This is a genomic window from Halorubrum sp. SD683 (assembly GCF_002135045.1).
GTDB lineage: Archaea > Halobacteriota > Halobacteria > Halobacteriales > Haloferacaceae > Halorubrum > Halorubrum ezzemoulense.
The window spans coordinates 1-21,567 of the sequence record NZ_NEWJ01000018.1; the positions used below are offsets into that span (position 1 = coordinate 1).

At 70.3% G+C, this 21,567-nt stretch carries 21 protein-coding genes; 13 read left to right on the plus strand and 8 right to left on the minus strand.

Translation table 11 applies throughout. The annotated features are described in order from the left end of the window. From B9G49_RS06890 to B9G49_RS06905, 4 genes are all read right to left on the minus strand, one after another. A partial coding sequence (locus B9G49_RS06890; protein WP_143414686.1) for a GTPase occupies positions 1-1,064 on the minus strand: 1,064 nt, incomplete at its 3' end. A 280-nt stretch (positions 1,065-1,344) separates the two neighbouring features. Beyond that, the gene (locus tag B9G49_RS06895) at positions 1,345-2,088 is read right to left on the minus strand and encodes a fumarylacetoacetate hydrolase family protein (protein WP_086215868.1); all 744 of its coding nucleotides are present in this window, start codon (positions 2,086-2,088) and stop codon (positions 1,345-1,347) included. A 95-nt stretch (positions 2,089-2,183) separates the two neighbouring features. After that, positions 2,184-3,311 carry a zinc ribbon domain-containing protein gene (locus B9G49_RS06900; RefSeq protein WP_086215869.1) on the minus strand — a complete coding sequence of 376 codons (1,128 nt, stop codon included), beginning with the start codon at positions 3,309-3,311 and terminating at the stop codon, positions 2,184-2,186. A gap of 39 nt (positions 3,312-3,350) precedes the next feature. After that, the gene (locus B9G49_RS06905) at positions 3,351-4,448 is read right to left on the minus strand and encodes a sensor histidine kinase (RefSeq protein ID WP_086215870.1); all 1,098 of its coding nucleotides are present in this window, start codon (positions 4,446-4,448) and stop codon (positions 3,351-3,353) included. A gap of 244 nt (positions 4,449-4,692) precedes the next feature. On the opposite strand from B9G49_RS06905, the gene B9G49_RS06910 reads away from it, so the two are divergent. The 3 genes from B9G49_RS06910 (at position 4,693) to B9G49_RS06920 (ending at position 7,621) form a co-directional block, all read left to right on the plus strand. Continuing rightward, on the plus strand, positions 4,693-5,415 hold the full coding sequence (locus tag B9G49_RS06910) for a metal-dependent hydrolase (protein ID WP_086215871.1): 723 nt from the start codon (positions 4,693-4,695) through the stop codon (positions 5,413-5,415). A 315-nt stretch (positions 5,416-5,730) separates the two neighbouring features. Continuing rightward, the gene (locus tag B9G49_RS06915; RefSeq protein ID WP_086215872.1) at positions 5,731-7,128 is read left to right on the plus strand and encodes a sugar porter family MFS transporter; all 1,398 of its coding nucleotides are present in this window, start codon (positions 5,731-5,733) and stop codon (positions 7,126-7,128) included. A gap of 94 nt (positions 7,129-7,222) precedes the next feature. After that, positions 7,223-7,621, plus strand: coding sequence for an OsmC family protein (locus B9G49_RS06920; RefSeq protein ID WP_086215873.1), 399 nt, complete (start codon positions 7,223-7,225; stop codon positions 7,619-7,621). A gap of 39 nt (positions 7,622-7,660) precedes the next feature. Here the strand turns inward: B9G49_RS06920 and B9G49_RS06925 are convergent, their stop codons facing one another. Beyond that, positions 7,661-10,252: a PAS domain S-box protein gene (locus B9G49_RS06925; protein ID WP_086215874.1), complete on the minus strand. Its 2,592-nt coding sequence runs from the start codon at positions 10,250-10,252 to the stop codon at positions 7,661-7,663. Positions 10,253-10,470: 218 nt separating this feature from the next. Then, on the minus strand, positions 10,471-11,136 hold the full coding sequence (locus B9G49_RS06930; RefSeq protein WP_086215875.1) for an O-methyltransferase: 666 nt from the start codon (positions 11,134-11,136) through the stop codon (positions 10,471-10,473). Positions 11,137-11,267: 131 nt separating this feature from the next. Here B9G49_RS06930 and B9G49_RS06935 point away from each other — a divergent pair, with 131 nt between their 5' ends. Then, positions 11,268-12,941, plus strand: coding sequence for a methylmalonyl-CoA mutase (locus tag B9G49_RS06935; protein ID WP_049929622.1), 1,674 nt, complete (start codon positions 11,268-11,270; stop codon positions 12,939-12,941). 39 nt (positions 12,942-12,980) lie between these two features. Here the strand turns inward: B9G49_RS06935 and B9G49_RS06940 are convergent, their stop codons facing one another. Then, entirely contained in the window at positions 12,981-13,784 is an 804-nt protein-coding gene (locus B9G49_RS06940) for a formate/nitrite transporter family protein (RefSeq protein ID WP_086215876.1), read from the minus strand. A gap of 112 nt (positions 13,785-13,896) precedes the next feature. On the opposite strand from B9G49_RS06940, the gene mce reads away from it, so the two are divergent. Next, complete coding sequence (gene mce, locus B9G49_RS06945; protein ID WP_086215877.1) at positions 13,897-14,283, plus strand: methylmalonyl-CoA epimerase; 387 nt, start codon at positions 13,897-13,899, stop codon at positions 14,281-14,283. A gap of 31 nt (positions 14,284-14,314) precedes the next feature. On the opposite strand, the gene B9G49_RS06950 is transcribed toward mce, so the two are convergent. Then, a complete protein-coding gene (locus tag B9G49_RS06950) occupies positions 14,315-16,477 on the minus strand; it encodes a S9 family peptidase (RefSeq protein ID WP_086215878.1) in 2,163 nt (720 codons plus the stop codon). 132 nt (positions 16,478-16,609) lie between these two features. On the opposite strand from B9G49_RS06950, the gene B9G49_RS06955 reads away from it, so the two are divergent. The 8 genes from B9G49_RS06955 (at position 16,610) to B9G49_RS06990 (ending at position 21,482) form a co-directional block, all read left to right on the plus strand. Next, positions 16,610-17,287, plus strand: coding sequence for a cyclase family protein (locus tag B9G49_RS06955; protein WP_080508532.1), 678 nt, complete (start codon positions 16,610-16,612; stop codon positions 17,285-17,287). Positions 17,288-17,388: 101 nt separating this feature from the next. Continuing rightward, complete coding sequence (locus B9G49_RS06960; protein WP_004595867.1) at positions 17,389-17,670, plus strand: 50S ribosomal protein L44e; 282 nt, start codon at positions 17,389-17,391, stop codon at positions 17,668-17,670. Positions 17,671-17,672: 2 nt separating this feature from the next. Continuing rightward, complete coding sequence (locus tag B9G49_RS06965; RefSeq protein WP_004595868.1) at positions 17,673-17,846, plus strand: 30S ribosomal protein S27e; 174 nt, start codon at positions 17,673-17,675, stop codon at positions 17,844-17,846. An 18-nt stretch (positions 17,847-17,864) separates the two neighbouring features. Then, positions 17,865-18,665, plus strand: a complete 801-nt coding sequence (locus tag B9G49_RS06970) for a translation initiation factor IF-2 subunit alpha (RefSeq protein ID WP_086215879.1) — start codon at positions 17,865-17,867, stop codon at positions 18,663-18,665. 52 nt (positions 18,666-18,717) lie between these two features. Continuing rightward, a complete protein-coding gene (locus B9G49_RS06975; RefSeq protein ID WP_049929627.1) occupies positions 18,718-18,897 on the plus strand; it encodes an RNA-protein complex protein Nop10 in 180 nt (59 codons plus the stop codon). Between the two features lie 77 nt (positions 18,898-18,974). Then, on the plus strand, positions 18,975-19,727 hold the full coding sequence (locus B9G49_RS06980) for a proteasome assembly chaperone family protein (protein ID WP_086215880.1): 753 nt from the start codon (positions 18,975-18,977) through the stop codon (positions 19,725-19,727). Positions 19,728-19,854: 127 nt separating this feature from the next. Next, complete coding sequence (locus B9G49_RS06985) at positions 19,855-21,021, plus strand: thiolase domain-containing protein (RefSeq protein WP_086215881.1); 1,167 nt, start codon at positions 19,855-19,857, stop codon at positions 21,019-21,021. Then, positions 21,018-21,482, plus strand: a complete 465-nt coding sequence (locus B9G49_RS06990) for a Zn-ribbon domain-containing OB-fold protein (RefSeq protein WP_049929630.1) — start codon at positions 21,018-21,020, stop codon at positions 21,480-21,482. The genes B9G49_RS06985 and B9G49_RS06990 overlap by 4 nt, the downstream gene beginning before the upstream one ends. Positions 21,483-21,567: the final 85 nt, after the last annotated feature.

Here is a 21,567-nt window from a genome sequence, read left to right on the forward strand (position 1 = left end):
GGGGCGTCGGGGGCGTGGTCTCCGTCGTTGGCGCGTAGCGGGTCGCTGGGCGTCGGGTGGGGGGCCGGGGGGTCGTCGGTCGCGGCGACGAGGGGCAGCGCCGAGTCGGCGGACCGGACCGGGTCGTTGGTGGAGCGTACCGGGCGCACCGCCGCGTGCGGCGGCCCGTCGAGGAACCCGACGGTGTCCGTAAGCAGGGTGCGCCGTCCGGCGACGGTCGCGCGGCGCGTGGTCGTCGAGAGCGTCTCGAACGGGCGGTCGGCGACCGCGAGCGCACCGGCGTCGTCCGCCGGGTCCCCCGCGGCCGTGTCGGCGCGCGCTGCGGGCCGATCCGAGGCCTCGGCACCGAAATCGGGGTCGTCGACCTCGTCCGCGAGCCGCCGCGCCAGCGTCGACTTCCCGGCGTTGGTGTAGCCCGCGAGGGCGATCAGGTCGAACCCGGCGTCGCGGCGCTCCGCCCTGCGCGCCGCGCGGTCGTCGGCGATCTCGTCGAGCGCGCGCTCGGCCGACTCGATCCGCTTCTCGACGTCGAGGACGCGGCTGTCGCCCTCCGGCCGGAGGCGCACGTCCTCGCTCGCGTCGCGGGCGACCGCTTCCCGGAGTCTCGGCAGCTCGTAGCGGAGCCGCGCCAGCTCCAGCTGTCGGTCGGCGGCCCGCGAGTCGGCGGCGTCGGCGAACAGCTCCAAGGCCAATCGCGGGCGGTCGACGACCGCTGTCCCGGTCGGCAGCAGGTCGCCGAGTGAGAAGGTCTGTCCCGGCGACAGGCTGCCGTCGTAGATGACGGCCTCGGCGTCGGCGTCGGCCGCGAGCCGCATCAGCTCCTCCGCCTTCCCGCGCCCGAGGTCGTAGGTCGGGTCCTCGCGCCGTCGCTGGGTGACCTCGCCGACCACCGCGTAGCCGGCCGCAGCGGCCAGCTCGCGGATCTCCGTTGTGTCTGGCGGGTCGTCCTTGGACCGCGCCGCGACTATCGCTCGGGTCGCATCGCTGTGCGCGGCGTCGGTCTCGGTTGTGCTCGGTCCGCTCGATTCGTCGCGTTCGTTCGTCGCGTCGTCGTCTCGTGACATTCGGTCGGGCGCTCGCGTCGGCCCGGAGAGGGGAGCGTCTCCGCTCCGCGTGCGGTCTCGGCGGCGCGTCCGATCGGTCGATCCGATTCGGACCGGTTGTCCCGCGTCCGACGGGGCCGACCGGCGTCGGATCGCGCCGCGACGGTGCCGTCAAGGTTCGGCGACGAACGAACTGGTCTCCATACCTCCGACTCCGGGGGCTGGCATATAAGCGTTCACCGGAAACGAGGTGTGGTACCAAGCTACAGGAACGGCCGGACAGGTCGGTCGGTCCGGGCGTTCAGGGGACGCGAACGTCGTGTTCGAGCGTGCCGACGCCCTCGATCTCGATCTCCACCGTGTCCCCGTCAGAGAGGGCGCCGACCCCCTCCGGCGTGCCAGTGGCGATGACGTCGCCGGGCTCGAGCGTGAGGTACGTCGTGATCTCCTCGATCAGCGTCGGCACGTCGAAGATCATATGCTCGCGGTCGCTCGACTGCTTCGTCTCGCCGTTGACGCGGAGCTCGACGCTCGCGTCGGCGGGAACCTCGTCGGGCGTCGCGAGGACCGGGCCGAGCGGCGCGGCGCCGTCGAACGCCTTCCCGCGCACCCAGTTCTGCTCGCGGTTCTGGTCGTCGCGGTTCGACACGTCGTTCATACAGGTGAACCCCGCGACGACCTCCATGGCGTCGGCGGCGTCGACCGCCTTACACTGCTCGCCGATCACGACCGCGAACTCCGCCTCCCAGTCGATCCGGTCTTTGCCGGCCGGGACGGTCACGGTGTCGCCGTGGCTCGCCACCGCGTTCGGCGGCTTGAGGAAGAGCAGCGGGCGGTCGGGCACGTCGTTCCCGAGCTCTTCCGCGTGGTCGGCGTAGTTGCGGCCGATACAGACGATCTTCGAGGGCTCGCTCGGCGCGAGCACGTCGATCGCGGGGTCCGAGAGCGCGTACGCCTCGCCGCCGAAGGCGACCGTGTCGGTCGCCGGGTCGTACTCGCCGTCGCGGATCGATCCGGCCGGATCGCGGAACCGTACGTGGTACATACGAGGCCGAACGGGCGGCCGCCCGAAAAGCGTTCGCGGAGGGGCAAGCGACGACCCATCGAAGGAAGCGACGACCGCGGCGGAGAGGCCCCGACTCACTCGGCGGAGTCAGCCGACTCGCGGACCGAGTCAGTCGCTGACTCCGCGCTCGAACCGTCGCCCACGGCGTCGTCCGCGGGACGGCCCGCGCCGCCGTCCGCGGCCTCGTCGTCGACCGCGACCCTCTCGTCGGCGAGGTCGCCGAGCGACGGCGAGTCGACGCGGTCGCCGAACACCTCCGAGCGCGCGCAGTCGACGCAGTAGTGGTTGTGGCGGACCGAGTGGGTGCGGACGGGGACGCCGGCGACGAGCGTCTCGTCGCGGCGCCGCCTGACGAGTCCGCGGTCGAACTCTTGCCCGCAGACCACGCAGGGATCGTCGACGGACTCGGGCGGTCGGACGAGCCGGTGGTCGACCGTCCGCTGCCGACCGAACCGCGTGATCCCGTGGCGGCGGTCGAGCCGTCGGCGGACTGGCGGAGCGACGCCGAGGCCGAGCCCCGCGAACGCGAGGCCGATCAGCGCGGCCGGCGGGGAGCCAGACTCGACCGAGAGGAACGCGATCCAGCCGCCGATCAGCAGCAGCAGCGCGGTCAGGACGTACGCGGAGGCGGTCTCGACCCGACCGCCGCCACCGTCGACGCTCGACGGGGCGCGCGCGGTCGTCTCGTCGCCGCGGACGAGTCGGCGCCGTTCGGCCAGCTTGGAGTAGTGCCACCAGCCGTACAGCAGGTTGCCGATGCCGCTGGTGAAGATGAACAGGAGGATGTGGACGCCGACGGAGCCGATCCCCCTGTCGACGAGGACGACGCGGTCGCCGTCGTCCCGCTCCACGTCCCACCCGGCGTCGAGGTGGTCCTGAACGCGGCGCCTGAAGCCGCGCTCGCTCTCGCCTGGGGACGGCTCCGATCGAGAGGCGCGTTCCGCATCGCTCGGGCGCTCGGCCGCGTCGGTCCGGCTCTCTGACGCGGCCGGGGCGGACCCGTCGCCCGACCGCGACGCGCCGCAGTTCGAGCAGAACCGGTCGTCCTCGTCGAACGCCTCGCCGCACTCGGCGCAGTACGCGGCGGGGCCGTCGAGGTCGGCGCCGCAGTCGGGGCAGAAGCTCGCCCCGGCCGGAACCGCCTGAGCACACTCGTGACACCGGTCGGTCGGCGGCGGGGCGTCGGTCCGCTTGGAGGGCATCGACAGTCGGTTCGCGCGGAGGCGTGTTAACTCCTCTCCTCACCGCCGGCGGAGCCGGATCGACACGTCGTTCCCGCCGAGGTCGCTCGCGCCGAACGAGAGCTCTCCGCCGAACGTCTCGACGGTCAGCTCAGCGAGCCAGAGCCCGAGCCCGCTTCCGTGGTGCGTCGGCGTTATCGCCGATCCGTCGCGGATCACGTCCCGCTCGTCGGCCGGGATCTGGGGGCCGTCGTCCTCAACGTGGATCACGACCCACTCCCCGGACGCCGCGCCCGAGAGGCCCTCCGCGCTCGTTATCCGGAGACGGACCCGGGGCTCCGGGCTCGGATTGTGCTCGATCGCGTTGTCGACGAGGCTGTCGACCGCGTACCGGAGCCGGCTGTCGGCCATCACCCGACCCGTCTCGCCGGTCTCGATCTCGATGTCGGCGCTCGGCGTCCGCTCTCGGTGGTCGTCGACGACGGCGCGCACCGTCGGTTCGGGGTCGATGTCGGCCACCTCGTCGGTCGGATGTTCGAGGACCTGACGGATATGGTTGGCCTCGTCGGCCAGCTGTTCGAGCTCGTGGGCGGCGCGCTCGATCGTGGCCGCCACGTCGACCGTCTCGCCGCGTCGATCCTCCAGTTGGGCCAGCAACCGCGTCGTGTGGCCGGCGACGACGTTTGCGTTGTTACGGAGGTTGTGCCGGAGGATCCGGTTCAACACCTCCAGCCGCCGCTCGTTTCTGGACACCTCCGTGAGGTCGGTGTAGACCGCGAAGCCGCCGTCGGGGGTGTCGTCGTCCGCGTCGCCGGTCGCGTACGGGATCCCCCGGTAGAGGAACTCGCGGAGGCCGGTCGCGGTCTCACGGGTCACCTGCTGGTAGTTGATCGCACCGGAGGCGGTGTTCGTGTCCAACTCCCTCGCCTCCGCGAGCTTCCAGTCGGGGACGACCCACTCGTTGAGCGACTCGCCGCGAATGTCGTCGGCCTCGTAGCCGAAGACGTCGACGAACGCCCGATTGACGTCGCTGACCGTTGGCTCTCCGTCGGCGAGCGTGAACTCAACGACCGCGTCCTGAACGTGTTCGATAAGGTGACGATATCGGCCGTCATTCGAGCCGTCCTCGACGCGTTCGTCGGTCGGCTCACCCGCCATGTCGAGGCTCCACTGTCACGGGCGTCGTAGGACGATCCGATTGTTAAGGCTGTATTCGCGGGAAGATATTGCGCAGGCCGCCGCTCGAACTGATCAGTCTGCGGAAAACTGCGAAGACGAGACGAACAGACACCGCCGGTCGCGGTGCGGACCGGTTCGCCGTGGCCCCGCTCTCTATCGCGCGCCGATTGGGATCCGCAGCGTCGAGTTTTATTACCGTTCGCCGAGACGCATCGAACGGACCATGGAACTCACCTGGCACGGCCACTCCACGTGGCACGTCGTCGTCGACGACACGGAGCTGCTCATCGACCCGTTCTTCGACAACCCGAAGACCGACGTCGATCCCGCGGACCTCGACCCCGATTACCTGCTCTTGACCCACGGCCACGCGGACCACATCGCCGACGCGGCCGAGTTCGAGGACGCCACCGTGGTCGCCACCCCGGAGCTGACCGCCTACGTCCAAGAGAACTTCGGCCTCGAGAACACCGTGCCGGCCGGGGGGATGAACATCGGCGGCACCGTCGAGTGCGGCGACGCGTGGGTGACGATGGTCCGGGCGGACCACTCGAACGGCATCGAGAACGACCCGGACTACGCCGGCGGCATGCCGACCGGCTTCGTCGTGGGCGACAAGAAGCCGACCCAGGAGTCCGACCCGGACTGTACCACCTTCTATCACGCCGGCGACACGGGCCTGATGTCCGAGATGGTCGACGTGATCGCGCCGTACCTCGAGCCGGACGCCGCCGCCTTACCCGCCGGCGACCACTTCACCATGGGGCCCGCCGGCGCGGGAATCGCCGCCGACTGGGTCGGCGCCGACGTCGTCTTCCCGATACACTACGACTCGTTCGGCCCGATCGAGATCGAGACGCAGGAGTTCGTCAGCGAGGTGAAGGCGGCGGGGGCCGCCGCCGAGCCCGTCGTCCTGGACGGCGACGAGACGTACACGCTGGAGTAGCGCGAGGGGCGTCCCGTGCCCACGGCGACGGGGCTCCGACCGGGCTCTTTTCGCGAAACGACGACGCGTCCGCGGAGCGCGAGGGCCGCGCGAGGCACCGTTTCGAGCCCGCGTTCGGCGTACCACTGTCACGCGTCGAGTCCCGACTGCCGGGCGGACCGGTAATAAGATACTATTCGGATTCGAATAAATATAAGCCGTCCCAGTGGTAGATTTCGTCGCGCTCCGCTGACAGAAATATATTGGATATACGTAAATTAATAATAAATCAGAAGTCTTCTAAATAAAAGATGATTAGCGCCGGATCGGTACACCATGTCAACCGCCGATATGCGGGCCGCGATACGCGGAGACGGGGGACGGTTCGTGTACATCGTCTCCGCGCTCGCGGCGCTCAACGGACTCCTGTTCGGGTTCGACACGGGGATCATCTCCGGAGCCATCCTCTTCATCGACACCGCCTTTGAGCTGAGTCCCTTGGTGGAGGGGATCGTGGTCAGCGGCGCGATGGTCGGCGCGGCGGCCGGCGCGGCCGTCGGCGGGCAGCTGTCCGACCGAATCGGCCGCAAGCGCTTTATCCTGCTGTCGGCCGGGGTGTTCTTCCTCGGCTCGTTCCTCATGGCGGTCGCGCCCACCGTCGAGGTGCTCGTCGCGGGGCGGATGATCGACGGGATCGCCATCGGGTTCGCGTCGATCGTCGGCCCGCTGTACATCTCCGAGATTGCGCCCCCCGCCGTCCGCGGGGGGCTCACCTCGCTGAACCAGCTGATGGTCACCGTGGGGATCCTCTCGTCGTACTTCGTCAACTACGCCTTCTCCGGCTCCGGATCGTGGCGGATCATGCTCGGCGCGGGGATGGTCCCCGCCCTCGTGCTCGCCGCGGGGATGTCCCGGATGCCGGAGAGCCCGCGGTGGCTCTACGAGCGGGGCCGGACCGACGAGGCTCGCGCCGTCCTCCGTCGCACGCGCGACGGGGATATCGAGTCGGAGCTGTCGGAGATCGAAGCGACCGTCGAGGCCCAGTCCGGGAACGGGGTCCGCGACCTGCTCAGCCCGTGGATGCGCCCGGCGCTGATCGTCGGCCTCGGGCTCGCAGTCTTCCAACAGGTCACCGGGATCAACGCCGTGATGTACTACGCGCCGACGATACTGGAGTCGACCGCGCTCGGCAGCTCGCAGTCGATCCTCGCCTCGGTCGCCATCGGGACGGTCAACGTCGTCATGACCGTCGTCGCGATCCTCCTCGTCGACCGCGTCGGGCGGCGGCCCCTCCTGCTCGTCGGGACCGGTGGGATGATCGGGTCGCTCACCGTCGCCGGCCTCGTCTTCCAGTTCGCGGACCCGACCGGCGGAATGGGGTGGCTGGCGACGCTGACGCTGGTCTCGTTCGTCGCGTTCTTCGCCATCGGGCTCGGTCCGGTGTTCTGGCTGCTGATCTCCGAGATCTATCCGCTCGCCGTCCGGGGGAGCGCGATGGGGTTGGTGACCGTCGCCAACTGGCTCGCGAACCTCGTGGTGGCGCTCTCGTTCCCCGTGCTGCTCGACGGGATCGGCACGCCGATGACGTTCTGGCTGTTCGGCGCGTGTAGCCTCGTCGCGCTGCTTTTCACCTACCGCGTCGTGCCCGAGACGAACGGCCGGACGCTGGAGGCGATCGAGGCCGACCTCCGGGGGGCGACGGGACTGGGGTCCGACGCGTCAGAAGACGACTGAGGCCGGTCTGCCGCCCTCGGCGACGGGTCGCGGCGGTGTCGGCGCGCCGATGGCGGTAACTTTTATCCCCGCGAGTCCGAACTGCGAGACGACTATGGCAGACATCGAGACATCCACAGTTTCCGAGTCCGGATACGCCAGCACGAGTCAGGTCGGCGAGTTCGACCTCCAGATCGACGCGACCGACGAGACGGGACCGAACCCGAACGCGACGCTCGTCGCCACGTACGCCTCCTGTTACCTCCCGGCGTTCCGCGTCGGCGGCAGCCAGCGCGGCGAGGAGGAGCTCGGGCAGATCCAGATCGACGCCAGCGCCGAGCTGGACGACCACGACGACCTCGAGTCGATCGCCTTCGACGTCCACGTCGAGGCCGACCTCGACGACGAGACCGCCGCGGACATCGCCGAGCGCGCCGAGGGCATCTGCCACGTTCACAGCGCTCTCCGCGAGGAGCTGAACGCCGACGTCAGCGTCTACACCGGCGCGTTCTGAGCCGGGTCGACGCGGTCTTCTCTTTCCCGCGCCGTACGCTCAGCCCGACGACTCGGCGGTCTCCGCGGGCGACTCCGGCCGGTCGACGCCGGTGAACTCGAACCGAGCGCCGCCGCGTTCCCCCTCCGTCACCGCGACCTCCCAGCCGTGCGCCTCGGCGATGCGCTGGACGATGGAGAGCCCGAACCCGGTGCCGGTCTCCGAAGTCGTGTAGCCGCTCTCGAACACCTCGTCGCGGCGGTCCGCGTCGATCCCAGGGCCGTCGTCCGCGACGTAGAACCCGTCCGGGAGGTCGCCGACGACGACGCGGTCCCCGCCGTGTTCGTCGGCGTTGCGGAACAGGTTCCCGAGCAGCTGGCCGACCCGCCCGGAGTCGGCGCAGATCTCGCCGTCGGCCTCGACCGCGACCGTGACGCGGGGCTCCCCCTCCGTCTCGTCGCCGCCGAAGGGGTCCTCGCCCTCGGCCGACCCGAAGGCGTCGTCGCTGTACCGGGCGGCCAGCTCGCCCAGGTGGACGGGCTCGAACGAGCCGACCGCCTCGCCCTGTTTGGCGAGCGTCAGGACGTCCTCGATGAGTCGCTCCATCTCGTCGAGCGCGCGCTCGCACCGGTCGAAGTACGAGTCGTCCCCGGTCTCGCGGGCGAGACGCAGGTACCCCGAGAGGACGTTGAGGGGGTTCCGGAGGTCGTGTGAGACGATGCTCGCAAACTCGTCGAGCCGCTCGTTCTCCCGTTCGATCCGGCGCTCGTACGCCTTCCGCTCGGAGATGTCCCGGCTGCTCGCGAGGAACCGGTCTTCCCCCCGAACGTCGATGCGTCGCACGTGGACCTCGACGGGGAACGTCGACCCGTCCGCGCGGGTGAACGTCGTCTCCAGCCGCACCGTCTCGTCCATCTCCAACCCCTGCCAGAGCCGTATCCCCTCGTCGGGCTCCAGCTCCGCGTCGACCTCCCATACGTCCATCCCGACGACCTCGTCGCGGTCGTACCCCAGCTCTCGGGTCATCTCCCGGTTGGCGTCGACGATCTCTCCCCTCTCGTCGTGGATGTCGATCATGTCGGGAGACCCCTCGAACAGCGCTTCGAGGCGCGCCGAGGTGCGTTCGAGCCGGCGCTGACGCCGTCGCTGCTCGGTCACGTCCCGAGAGATGCCGAGGACGCCGTCGAGCTCGCCGTCGATGACCAGCCGGCTGAAGTCGTAGTCGACGATGGCGTCCGACTTCGTCGGCAAGTCGACTTCCGTCGTCCCGGTCAGCGAGTCGCGGTCACCCTCGACGAGCGCCCGCCACGGGTCCCCGTCGCTCGCCGCTCGAACACGCTCGACGAGGCGACTCGACTCGCCGGCGAGCCCCTCCGGAGCGGCGTCGTACACCTCGGCGAGGTGGTCGTTGACGAGGGCGAACCGGCCGTTCGCGTCGTATGTACAGACGGACTCGGGCAGCTCGTCGACGATCCGCCGGTACCGTTCGAGGTCGCGTTCGCGCTCCTTCTCGTCGGTGACGTCGATGTGGATCCCGACGGCCCGCCGGGGCTCGCCGTCGTCGGTCCACTCGACGACACGACCGCGGTCGCGGATCCACTTCCAGTCGCCGGACTCCGTCCGCATCCGGTAGTCCGACTGGTAGAGGTCCGACTCGCCGGCGAAGTGAGCCTCGATGGCGCTCCACGCGGCGTCGATGTCGTCGGGGTGAACCCGCTCTTCCCAAGTGCCGAGCTCGAACGCCAACTCGTCGCGCTCGTGCCCCAGTATCGCCGCCCACCGCTCGTCGAACCGGACCTCGTCCGTCCGGACGTTCCAGTCCCAGACGCCAATGTCGGCGCCTTCCACGGCCAGCTGAAGGCGCTCGGAGAGCTCGCGGAGCTCTCGCTCCCGCTCTCGCCGCTCGGTCACGTCGCGGAAGTACAGCGCCCGCCCGCCGGGGGCCGGGTACGCGTTCACCACGAGGTCCGCGCCGAGCCGGTCGACGTGGTATTCGAACCGCTTCCCCTCGCCGGTCTCGGCGACCTCGCGCAGCGCCGTCTCGGCGTCGGTGCCGACGATCTCCGGGAACAGGTCCCAGATCCGCTCGCCGAGCACCTCATCCGGGTCGCGCTCGATGAACTCGGCCGCCCGCCCATTGAGGTACGTCAGCCGCCACTCGGCGTCGAGTTCGCAGAAGGCGTCGCTGGTGTGCTCCAAGTGCGTGGCGAGCCGACGGTCGTCCCGCGTCTCCGAGACGAGTTCGGTCACCGCGCCCGCGAGCCGCGCGTACTGGTCGGCGGGCTCGCTCCGCCTGACGTACTCGTCGACCCCGGCGGAGATCGCCTCACTGGCGACCGCTTCGGACCCCGATCCGGTGAACAGGACGAAGGGCACGTCGCCGTGTCTGTCACGGACCGTTTTGAGCAGGTCGACCCCGTCGGTCTCCGCCAGTTCGTAGCCGGACACCACGCAGTCGAACGTCGCCGCGGACAGTGCGTCGAGCGCCGCGTCGGCGTCGACCGCCGTTCGCACCTCGATCCGGTCGTCGCGCGACTCAAGCCGCGAGGCGGCCGCCTCTGCGAATCCCAGTCCCCCGTCGACGACGAGCACGCGGACCGGCGACGCCGCTTTCGCTCCGGCCGTCCCGTCGGCTCTGTTCGCTCCGCTCATCCGGACTGATGTTTTCTATTCGACATGATAACCGTTTCGTTCGGTTTCACCGAATAACCGCCGAAACGGAGATACCGGAGCCAGCGGGGAGCAGCGCCGGCGCCGACGAGTACGCGAACCGGTGACGGCGCGTTCGCCCCGCCGTCCCGTCGGTCCCGTACGGTCCGCACACCCGGAGTAATATATGTAACTCGATATGATGACCGTTCCGTTCGATCTCATCGAACGACCGTCGAAACGGCGATTCCGGAGCCGACGGGGAGGATCGCCGTCTCCACCGCGTCGTCAGAGCGGACGGTCCCCACGTACTCGCCGATGCCGCGCGTCGCTCCGTCGACGGCGTCGTCCGGCAGCGGCTCGCCCGCCTCGAAGTGTGCGACGAGGGTCTCGAAGTCGATGGGCCCCCGGGCGATGTTGTCGGCGACGATCACGCCCCCGGACCGGACTTTCGGCAGGACGGTCCGGTAGGCGTCGGCGTACCGGCCCTTCTGGTGGTCGATGAGGACCACGTCGAAGGGCCCGTCGTAGCGGTCGACCGTCTCCATCGCGTCGCCGACCTCGAAGGTGACGCCGTCGGCGTAGCCGTGGTCGGCGGCGAACGCGACGCCGCGCTCGGCCTCGTCGGCGTCGAACTCGGTACAGACCACGCTCTCGGCGCCGCCGCGGAGGAACCACGTTGCCGAGTAGCCGAAGCCGGAGCCGAACTCGAAGACGCGGTCGGCGTCCGTCAGCCGCGCGAGCAGCCGGAGGACCGCCCCCGCCTCGGGACCGATGATCGGGAACCCCCACTCGTCGGCGAGGTCGGCCATCTCCGCTTGGACCTCGGTGTGGTCCGGCGCGGTCGCGGCGAGGAAGCGGCGCGCGAGGTCCGTGAGTACGTCCATGCGGCCGTGTCGAACGCGGGATAGTTAAATCGCCCCCGCGAGGACGGGGTGCCGTGGCGCCGCCGGTCGCGCGGCCCGCGCCCGCCCGTCCCTGAAAACTGTTAAGTCCCGTTCGGTCGACCGATTTAGTAATGTACGACCCTGAGGAACTCGCCGAGATCCGGGAGGGCAAGGAGTCGTGGGAGGCGGGCACCTACGGCGAGACGGTCGACCGGTTCGGCGAGCGCGAGGAGACGTTCACCACCGACACCGGCGGGCAGGAGGTCGATCCGCTGTACACGCCGGCGGATGTCGACCTGGACTACCGCGAGGACCTCGGTTACCCCGGAGAGGAGCCGTACACCCGCGGCGTCTACTCGACGATGCACCGCGGGCGGCTCTGGACGATGCGCCAGTACGCCGGGATGGGCACCGCGGCGGAGACGAACGAGCGGTTCCGCTACCTCATCGACGAGGGCTCGTCGGGGCTGTCGATGGCGTTCGACCTCCCGACGCAGATGGGGTACGACTCCGACGCCGCGATGGCCGAGGGGGAGGTCGGGCGCTCCGGCGTCGCCATCGACACCCTTGACGACTTCGAGACCGTCTTCGACTCGATCCCCCTCGACGAGGTGTCCACGTCGATGACGATCAACGCGCCCGCCGCGGTGCTGCTCGCGATGTACGTCGCGATGGGGGACAAGCAGGGCGTCCCGCGCGAGCAGCTCCGCGGGACGATCCAGAACGACATCATGAAGGAGTACATCGCGCGGAACCTCTACATCTACCCGCCGAAGGAGTCGATGCGGCTGATCACGGACATCTTCGAGTTCTGCGCGGCGGAGACCCCGAAGTTCAACACGATATCCATCTCGGGGTACCACATCCGCGAGGCGGGGTCGACCGCGGCCCAAGAGATCGCCTTCACCCTCGGCGACGGGATCGAGTACGTCGAGGCGGCCCTCGACGCCGGGCTCGACGTCGACGAGTTCGCCCCGCAGCTCTCCTTCTTCTTCAACGCCCACAACAACATCTTCGAGGAGGCCGCGAAGTTCCGCGCCGCCCGCCGGATGTGGGCGAAGATCATGGACGAGCGGTTCGGCGCGGAGAACCCCAAGTCGAAGCAGCTGAAGTTCCACACCCAGACCGGCGGCTCGACGCTCACCGCCCAGCAGATCGAGAACAACGTCGTCCGCGTCTCCTATCAGGCGCTGGCCGCGGTCCTCGGCGGCACCCAGAGCCTCCACACGAACGGGAAGGACGAGGCGCTCGCGCTGCCGACGGAGAAGTCCGTCCGCACCGCGCTCCGCACCCAGCAGATCCTCGCGCACGAGTCGGGCGCCGCCGACACGATCGACCCGCTCGCCGGCTCGTACTACGTCGAGGACCTCACCGACGGGATCGAGGAGGAGGCGTTCGAGATCCTCGAGGAGGTCGACCGACGCGGCGGCATGCTGGAGGCCGTCGAGAGCGGCTGGGTCCAGCGCCAGATTCAGGACGTGGCCTTCGAGCGCCAGCAGGAGATCGAGGAGGGCGAACGGATCATCGTCGGCGTCAACGAGTTCGAGGTCGACGAGGAGCCCGAGATGGACTTAGAAGAGGTCGACCCCGATCAGGAGCAGAACCAGCGGGACCGCCTGAAGGGGGTCAAGGACGAGCGCGACGACGACGCGGTCGACGAGGCGCTCGCCGGACTGCGCGAGGCCGCACAGGGGACGGAGAACGTGATGCCGCACGTTGTCGACGCCGTGAAGGCGTACGCGACGGTCCAGGAGATATCGGACGTGCTCCGCGACGAGTTCGGGGAGTACAAGCCGGGGCGGTGAGGTCGGAGACGATCCGCGGTCGCCCCTGTCCGGGCGTTTTCAGTCCGCGCCGCGGACGACGTGACCGTACTTCAGCAGCGCGACGAACACCGCGCCGCCGACGGCGTTCCCGACCGTCGCCAGCGCGAGGAACGCGACGTAGTCCATCGGGGTGATCGCCGAGGAGACGATCAGCCCGAACAGTACCTCGACGTTGCCCGCGATCGAGTGCGGGAGGTGGAGCAGACCGATCGTTCCGGTGACTATCAACACGAGGAGGATCCGAGCGGTCGTGTCCTGCGCCGCCGCGACGAGCCACGCCAGCAGCCCCATGAGCCACCCGGCGAAGACGCCGCCGACGAACAGCCACGGGAGGTCGTGGTCGACCAGCTTCAACGCGATCGTCTCGAAGGAAGTCGGTTCGACGACGCCGAGTTCCGGCATTAGCAGCGTCACGAGCAGCGTGAACAGCAGCCCGCCGACGATGTTCCCCGCGTACACCAGTCCCCAGAGCCGGCCGAGCTGGCGGACCGAGGCCTGCCGATCGATCACCGGGATGACCGCCAGCGTCGTGTGTTCGGTGAAGAGCTCCGAGCGCCCTAGTATCACGAACATGAAGCCGACGGAGTAGACTGACGCCAACAGGAGCTCCGTCGTCAGATCGCCGAAGGTCCCCGGAGAAAGCGTCAACACGACTGCCATCATCAGCGGTCCGAACCCGATGTCGAGCCCGGCGGACAGTCCCGAGAGGAGGAGCCCGGACCGTTCGCGGTTCATCTCGTGGAGCCCGCTTTTGAGCAGCGACCCGAGGATGTTCCGCGAGGTCATCTGCTCCGTCGAGCCGCCTGTCTCTGAGTCGCTCACGGCTGGGTGATGATGCGAGGTACGGCAGGGACGCACCCAAACCTTGGGATAGGGGCAGGGCGACCGGGAACCGCGCGGTCATTATAAGTCGACGCCGCCGGAACTGAACCGTATGCGCTTCGACCACGTCGGCGTCGCGACCCGCGACGCGACCGACTTAGCCGACCTGTTCGGCGGCCTGCTCGACGCCCCGGTCGCCCACGAGGAGACGTTCGACGACATGCGGATCGTCTTTCTCGAACTCGACGGCGGTGGGTACTTCGAGCTGCTCGAACCGGAAGCTGGCGGGACGATCGCGGAGTATCTCGACCGCGAGGGACCGGGAGTTCACCACGTCGCGCTCGCGGTCGACGACCTGCCGGCGGCGCTCGACCACGCGCGCGACCTCGGTATCGACCTCGTCGACGAGGAACCGCGCCCGGGGGCGTGGGGCCACGAGGTCGCGTTCTGCCACCCGCGGTCCACCGGCGGCGTCCTCGTCGAGTTCGTCGAACACTGAGAGCGGTTCCGCCGGAGGGAGCCGCCGCGATTCAGTCCGCCGCCTCGATCGCCGGGTCGTGCGTCTCGTACCAGCCGAGAATCTTCTCTAGCCGGTGGATCGCGCGGTCCGGGTCACCGATGTTGTGGTGCTCGTCGGGGTAGACGACCAGCTCCGCGTCGACCCCCTGCTTGCGGGCGGCGACGTACAGCTGCTCCGACTGGGAGGGCGGACACCGCCAGTCCTCGCCGCCGGCCATCACGAGCAGCGGGGTCTCGATGTTCCCGGCGTCCAACATTGCCGTCGACGACGCGTACGCCTCGGGGTCCTCCCACGGGAGCCCGAACTCCGCCTCCAGCCAGACGTGGGTGTCGTCCGTGCCGAACGCCGAACGGAGGTCGTAGATACCGTGCTCCGGCGCCGCGGCGGTGAACAGCTCCGGCTCCTGCGTGACGAGGAACCCCTGCGCGATGCCGCCGTACGAGAAGCCGTGGCCGAACACGCGGTCCGGGTCGACCCACCCGCGGTCCGCGAGCGACTCGACGCCCGCCGCGATGTCGTCGACCTCTGCGGTGCCCCACTTTCCGCTCAGTTCCGCGGTGAACTCCCGGCCGCGGGAGGTACCGCCGCGGTAGTTCGGCCGGAACACGAGGTACCCTCGGCTCGTCAGGGCGGCGTGGTCGAAGCTGAACACCGGCTCGTCGTACGACATCGGGCCGCCGTGGATCGCCACCACCAGCGGGTGGTCGCCGTCGTCCGGATCCACGTCGGGGCCGTGGTAGAGCACGCCGTCGAGCGTCCAGCCGTCAGACTCCCACTCGACGCGGCGGGCCTCCGGCATCGGGAACTCGTCGGTCAGCGACTCGTTGACGCTCGTGAGGCGGCGAAGGGAGTCGGGTTCGGCGGCCGCGTCGAGGTCGGTGACGTCGACCGCGTACAGGTCGGTCCCGGACTCCGGCTCAGAAAGGACCGTCACCGCGGTCGCCCCGTAGTCGGCGATGTCGAACCCGACCATGGCCCGGTCGCGGCCCTGCGCCTCGAAGACGCGCTCCGCGCTGCCGTCGGTCTCGACACGGACCAACCGGGTGTGGCTCTCGTCGGCGATTCGGGTGTAGATCGACCCGTCGACCCACTCGACCCCGCCGCCGCGGGCGATCGTCCGGTCGAGAGCGGCAGTGACCGAGGTCGGGGCGTCGCGGTCGTCGGCATCCGGGTCGTCGCCTTCCCCCTCGGCGGCGTCAACGAGGTACACCTCCGCCGGCGCGGGCGGGTCGTCCGGGTCGCTCGCGGTCGTCGCGATCCGGTCGCCGTCCGGGTGCCACGCGGGCGCGCCGTGGGCGAGGTCGCCGCCCGTGAGCCGCTCCGCGTCGCCCCCGTCGGCCGACACCGCGTAGAGATCGCGGACGGTGGTGTCGTCGGGGCGGTCGAGCCGACAGGAGGTGAACGCGATCCGGTCGCCCGGCCCCCACGTCGGGTCCATGCCGGCGACGTCCTCGAACGCGCCGCCGCCGTGCGCGTCGTCGAGCCGCCGGGGGTCGGTCTCGGGGTCGTCGAGGTCGACGACGAAGAGGTACCGCGTCACGTCGTCGGTCCACCCGGCGCCGTTCACCTTGTGCTGAAGGCGGGTCGTCTCGATCGGGCCGCCCTCCTCGCGGACCTGGTCGAGGTACTCGGACTCCTCGTCGGTCGGGTCGCGCGACTCGATCACCAGTCGGTCGCCGTCGGGCGACCAGTCGAACCCGGCGACGCCCTCGTCGCGCTCGGTCACCTGTCGCGCGTCGCCGCCGAGGGCGAGGTCGAAGATCCACACCTGCGGCTTGGGCTCGTCGTCGCCGCCGAGGTGGTCCTCGCCCTCACCGTCGGCCGATTCGTCGTCCGCGTCGTCCTCGCTCGCGTCGCCCTCCGCGTCGCCCGCGTCCTCATCGTCGCGGTCCCGCCAGCCGACCCGCTTCTCGGCGTCGCGGTCGCGGGCGGCCACGAACGCGAGGCGGTCGCCGTCGGGTCCCCACGTCGGCGAGGCGGCGCCCGACGCGCTCGTCAGGCGGTGGGGCTCGCGGGAGCCGTCGGTCGGGACGACGAACAGCGAGGAGACCGCCTCGTCCGCGGCCTGGTCGTACTCGGTCGCGGTGAAGGCGACGCGGTCGCCCGCCGGTGAGACGGCGACCTCGCCGATCTGGGTCAGGTCGTAGTAGGCGTCGAGCGGCAGTTCCGACATGGAACCACCCAGCGGCGGGCGCAAGAAATACGTTCGGGCCGCGGAACCCCGCGGACGACGGCGGGCCGACCCCGTCGTGTCGGGGGCACTGACGGCGACCGACTTAACCGCGCCGCGGTCCGACCGCCGACCGTGTTCCGCGACCTCTCGCGACCGACCGAGACGGGGATGCCGACGTACCCGGGCGACCCCGACGTGACGCTCGCGCCCGACGCGACCCACGAGGCCGACGGGTACGCGACGAGCGAACTCCGGACCGGCACCCACGCGGGAACCCACGTCGACGCGCCTCGCCACACGCTCCCCGAGGGGGAGGCGATCGACGACCAGCCGGTCGGTCGGTTCGCCTTCGACGCGCGCCTCGTCGACCTTCGACCGCTGCAACCGCGAGCGGCGATTCCGCCCGAGGTGCTGCCCGAGCCGAGCGACCTCGACCCCGGCGTCGACCTCCTCGTCCTCCGCACCGGCTGGGCGTCTCACTGGGGGAGCGACCGGTACCGCGACCACCCGTACCTCACCGCGGCGGCCGTCGAGCGCTGTCGGGCCGCGGGCGTCGGGGTCGGCCTCGACACCTTCGGACCGGATCCGACGCCGGCGGCGAGCGGCGCGGCCGACGCGCGGTCGTCCGAACGGAACGAGCCGGACGGGACCCCCGCTCACGACGCGCTCTTGGGCGACTCGCTCCCGATCGTCGAGAACCTCCGCGCGCTCGACGGCCTCCCGTCGCGGTTTCGGCTGTACGCCTTCCCGCTCCGCCTTCGCGGCGCCGACGGGTCGCCGGTGCGCGCGGTGGCAGAGTGGGCGGACTGAGCGGCGCATCGAACGCTCGGTCAGGGGCGGCGCCTCGCCGGCGCCCCAGACCAAACCCGTTTTAAGCGTCGGCGACGAACCGCGTTTCAAGGTCGATATCCATGGAAATGCCACGCCGCTTCAACACGTACTGCCCCCACTGTGACTCCCACCACGAGCACGAGGTGGAGAAGGTTCGATCGGGTCGCGCGACCGGAATGAAACGCGACGCTCGGCAGCGACGCCGCGCGCTCGCGACCATCGGCAACGCCGGCGGGTACTCGAAGGTGCCCGGTGGCGACAAGCCGACGAAGAAGACCCACCTGAAGTACCGCTGCGGCGACTGCGGGAAGGCTCACATGCGCGAGGGATGGCGCGCCGGCCGTCTCACGTTCCAGGAGTAAGCATGGCGGGAGACTTCCACCGCGTCGCCTGCGGCGACTGCGAGAACGAACAGGTCGTCTTCGGCAAGGCCTCCTCCACGGTGTCGTGTGCGGTCTGCGGCACGACCCTCGCGACCCCGACCGGCGGTGAGGCCGAGCTTCACGGCGAGATCGTCGAAACCGTTGAGGCGCGGTAACCGCCTCGCATCTCCGTCATGAAGTACAGCGGCTGGCCCGAACCCGGCGAACTGGTGGTCGGCGAAGTCGACGAGATAGCCGACTTCGGCGTGTTCGTCGACCTCGACGAGTACGAGGAGAAGCGCGGCCTCTGCCACATCAGCGAGGTCGCCTCCGGCTGGATCAAGAACGTCCGCGACCACGTCCGCGAGGGACAGACGGTCGTGGCGAAGGTGTTGGAGATCGACGAGTCGTCGAACCAGATCGACCTCTCGATCAAAGACGTCAACGAACACCAGCGCAAGGAGACGATCCAAGACTGGAAGAACGCCCAGAAGGCCGACAACTGGATGCTGATCGCGCTCGGCGAGGACGTCGACGACGACCGCTACACGACGGTCGCGAACGCCCTCCTCGCGGCGTACGAGAGCCTCTACGACGCCTTCGAGGCGGCCGCGATCAGCGGCGACGAGGCGCTCGACGACGTCGACGTCGACGGCGACACTGTCGACGCGATCGTCACGGCCGCCCGCAACAACGTCTCCGTCCCGTACGTCGACGTGACCGGGTACGTCGACCTCGAGTCCGCGGCCCCCGACGGCGTCGACGACGTGCGCGACGCCCTCGCGGCGGCCGAGGGGAACGGCGAGATCCCGGACGGCGTCGACCTCGACGTCGGCTACGTCGGCTCGCCCGAGTACCGGATCAAGGTCCGCGCGCCGAACTACAAGACGGCGGAGTCGCAGCTCGAGGCCGCCGCCGAGCGCGCCCGCGAGTCGATCGAGGCCGCCGGCGGCGCCGGCGAGTTCCACCGCGAGCGCCGCGAAGACGACGAGTAGCGCCGATCGGCCGAGGACACGACCGTTTTCCCGTAACACGACCCTTCTACCCGTGAAATCAGATATCCGCGTCTGCGCGAACTGGGAGCGCGTCCACGACCGACCGGTGTACGCGCTCGGCGATCGCTGCCCGGAGTGCGACGGTCCCACCGAGAACAGCGCGCCGGCCCCGTTCGGGCCGGAGGACCCGTACGGCGAGTACCGGCGGCGGGCGCGACGACGGACGGAGTGACCCCTCGGTCGGTCGCGAGGACGGTACCGACGCGCGAATAGCCACGCTCTTGTGACCGCCGCCCGGACGGACGGGACATGGAGGACATCGAGATCGACGAGGTCGCGACGCCGGAGCTGGACGACCCGGTGTTGATCGAGGGGCTGCCGGGCGTCGGCCACGTGGGGAAGCTGGCGGCCGAACACATCTTAGAGGAGTTCGACGGGGAGTTGGTCCGCCGGGTGTACGCCACGGAGTTCCCCCCGCAGGTGAGCGTCGACGACGAGGGGGTCGCGGAGCTGACCTGCGCGGAGTTCCACGCCGTCGAGACGGACGGCGCCGACCTGCTCGTGCTGACCGGCGACCACCAGGCCGGGTCGAACGCGGGCCACTACCGGCTCACCTCGACGTTCCTCGACGTCGCCGCGGAGTTCGGCGCCGAGCGCGCGTTCGCCCTCGGGGGCGTCCCGACCGGCGAACTCGTCGAGGAGTACACCGTCCTCGGCGCGGTCTCCGACGGCGACCTCACCGCCGACCTGGAGGACGCGGGCGTCGAGTTCCGCGCGGACGAACCGGCCGGCGGCATCGTCGGCGTCTCCGGCCTCATGCTGGGGCTCGGCGGTCGCCGCGGCTTCGACGCCACGTGCCTGATGGGCGAGACGAGCGGCTACCTCGTCGACCCGAAGAGCGCGCGGGCCGTGCTGGAGGTCCTCGAAGCCGTCCTCGATCTGCGCGTCGACTACGAGAGCCTCGAGGACCGCGCCGAGGAGATGGAGGAGGTCGTCGGCAAGATCCGCGAGATGCAGGAGGGGCCGGCGGTGCCGGACGACGACCTCCGGTACATCGGCTGAGCGCGGGAAGACCCTCGACGCAGTCCGGCAATTTTTCTCTTCCTCGCCCACGCGCTGCTCCGCCGTCCGCCGACCGGGACTCCCGCTTCCGGCAGAGCTAAACCGCATCCCCGATCATCGTTCGTGTATGTCTGAGGTACGCGTCGCCGGTGTCGGGCTCACACCCTTCGGCAGCCACCCTGAACGGACCGGCCGCGATCTGTTCGCGGAGGCCGCGCTCCGGGCGTTCGAGGACGCCGCAGTGGCTCGGTCCGACGTCGAGGAGCTGAACTACGGGAACTTCATGGGCTCGCTCGCCGAACACCAGGGCCACCAAGCGCCGCTGATGGCCGAGGCCGCCGGGGTCCGCTGCCCGGCGACGCGCTACGAGTCGGCCTGCGCGTCGGCCGGGGTCGCGGTCCGCGAGGCGGTCCGGACGGTGGCGGCCGGCGACGCCGACGTGGTCCTCGCGGGCGGAATGGAACGGATGACGAACCTCCCGACCGACGAGGTGACGGAGGGGCTCGCCATCGCCGCCGACGACCTATTCGAGGTCCGGTCGGGCGTGACGTTCCCCGGCGCGTACGCGCTCATGGCGAACGCGTACTTCGACGCCTACGGCGGGACCCGCGAGGACCTCGCGCACGTCGCGTCGAAGAACCACGCCAACGCGGTGCCGAACGAGTACGCCCAGTACCGGAAGGAGGTGTCCGTCGACGAGGCGATGGACGCCCCGCCGGTCGCGGAGCCGCTCCACCTGTACGACGCCTGTCCGATCACCGACGGCGCGAGCGCGCTCGTGCTCGTCTCCGAGGAGTACGCGGCCGACCGCGACCTCGACGCGCCGGTCGCGGTGACGGGGACCGGACAGGGGACCGACCGGATGGCGCTCGGCGACCGCGACAGCCTCGCGCGGACGCCCGCCGCGGACGACGCGGCCGACGCGGCCTACGCCGACGCCGACATCGGTGCCGACGCGGTCGACGTCGCGGAGGTCCACGACTGCTTCACAATCGCCGAAGTGCTGGCGCTGGAGTCGCTCGGACTGTTCGAGCCGGGTGAGGGGATCGCGGCGGCCCGAGAGGGCGTCACGACCGCCGACGGCGACCTCCCGGTGAACCTCTCCGGCGGCCTGAAGGCGAAGGGCCACCCGGTCGGCGCGACCGGCGGCTCGCAGATCGCGGAGCTGACCCGCCTACTGCGGGGCGACCACCCCAACAGCGACCACGTTCCGGACGCCGAGGTCGGCGTCGCGCACAATGCGGGCGGGACCGTCGCGAGCGCGGTCGTCCACGTGCTGGAGGTGGCGGAATGAGCGACGACGGCGCGGACGCGGCGGACGCCTCGTCGCCGACGGACCGAGAGTACGCCGAGTGGCTCGACGCGCTCGCAGACGGGGACGGGTTCGCGGTCGTCTGCCCGGAGGGGCACGGTTCCCTTCCCCCGCGGCGGGTGTGTCCCGAGTGCGGCTCCCCCGAACTCTCGCGGGAGCCCCTCGACGAGACGGGGACCGTCGAGACGTACAGCGTCGTCCACGTCCCCTCGCCGCGCTTCGCCGACGACGCGCCGTACGCGACCGCGGTGGTCGACTTCGGCCCCACGCGGCTCACCGGCGTGGTCCGCGACGGCGACGCGGAGCGAGACGGAGACGACGCCGCCCCGGCGGTCGCGATCGGCGACGCGGTGACGGTTGACATCGGCGAGCGGGCCACCGACGGCGAGCGGCTGGTCGCCTTCCGTCCGGCCGCCGGTGAGACCCCGGCCGAAGACGAGTGAGCCGCGAGCGGCGGGCTGACGGACCGGTTCGGGAGCCCCGGGCGATCGCGGCCGGCGACCGCTGACCGCTCGGACGGAGCCGACC

Bases quoted from the DNA above. Each gene is read 5' to 3' on its own strand.
- B9G49_RS06895 (WP_086215868.1), bottom strand. From the start codon at position 2,088: ATGTACCACGTACGGTTCCGCGATCCGGCCGGATCGATCCGCGACGGC.
- B9G49_RS06900 (WP_086215869.1), bottom strand. From the start codon at position 3,311: ATGCCCTCCAAGCGGACCGACGCCCCGCCGCCGACCGACCGGTGTCAC.
- B9G49_RS06905 (WP_086215870.1), bottom strand. From the start codon at position 4,448: ATGGCGGGTGAGCCGACCGACGAACGCGTCGAGGACGGCTCGAATGAC.
- B9G49_RS06910 (WP_086215871.1), top strand. From the start codon at position 4,693: ATGGAACTCACCTGGCACGGCCACTCCACGTGGCACGTCGTCGTCGAC.
- B9G49_RS06915 (WP_086215872.1), top strand. From the start codon at position 5,731: ATGTCAACCGCCGATATGCGGGCCGCGATACGCGGAGACGGGGGACGG.
- B9G49_RS06920 (WP_086215873.1), top strand. From the start codon at position 7,223: ATGGCAGACATCGAGACATCCACAGTTTCCGAGTCCGGATACGCCAGC.
- B9G49_RS06925 (WP_086215874.1), bottom strand. From the start codon at position 10,252: ATGAGCGGAGCGAACAGAGCCGACGGGACGGCCGGAGCGAAAGCGGCG.
- B9G49_RS06930 (WP_086215875.1), bottom strand. From the start codon at position 11,136: ATGGACGTACTCACGGACCTCGCGCGCCGCTTCCTCGCCGCGACCGCG.
- B9G49_RS06935 (WP_049929622.1), top strand. From the start codon at position 11,268: ATGTACGACCCTGAGGAACTCGCCGAGATCCGGGAGGGCAAGGAGTCG.
- mce (WP_086215877.1), top strand. From the start codon at position 13,897: ATGCGCTTCGACCACGTCGGCGTCGCGACCCGCGACGCGACCGACTTA.
- B9G49_RS06950 (WP_086215878.1), bottom strand. From the start codon at position 16,477: ATGTCGGAACTGCCGCTCGACGCCTACTACGACCTGACCCAGATCGGC.
- B9G49_RS06960 (WP_004595867.1), top strand. From the start codon at position 17,389: ATGGAAATGCCACGCCGCTTCAACACGTACTGCCCCCACTGTGACTCC.
- B9G49_RS06965 (WP_004595868.1), top strand. From the start codon at position 17,673: ATGGCGGGAGACTTCCACCGCGTCGCCTGCGGCGACTGCGAGAACGAA.
- B9G49_RS06970 (WP_086215879.1), top strand. From the start codon at position 17,865: ATGAAGTACAGCGGCTGGCCCGAACCCGGCGAACTGGTGGTCGGCGAA.
- B9G49_RS06980 (WP_086215880.1), top strand. From the start codon at position 18,975: ATGGAGGACATCGAGATCGACGAGGTCGCGACGCCGGAGCTGGACGAC.
- B9G49_RS06985 (WP_086215881.1), top strand. From the start codon at position 19,855: ATGTCTGAGGTACGCGTCGCCGGTGTCGGGCTCACACCCTTCGGCAGC.
- B9G49_RS06990 (WP_049929630.1), top strand. From the start codon at position 21,018: ATGAGCGACGACGGCGCGGACGCGGCGGACGCCTCGTCGCCGACGGAC.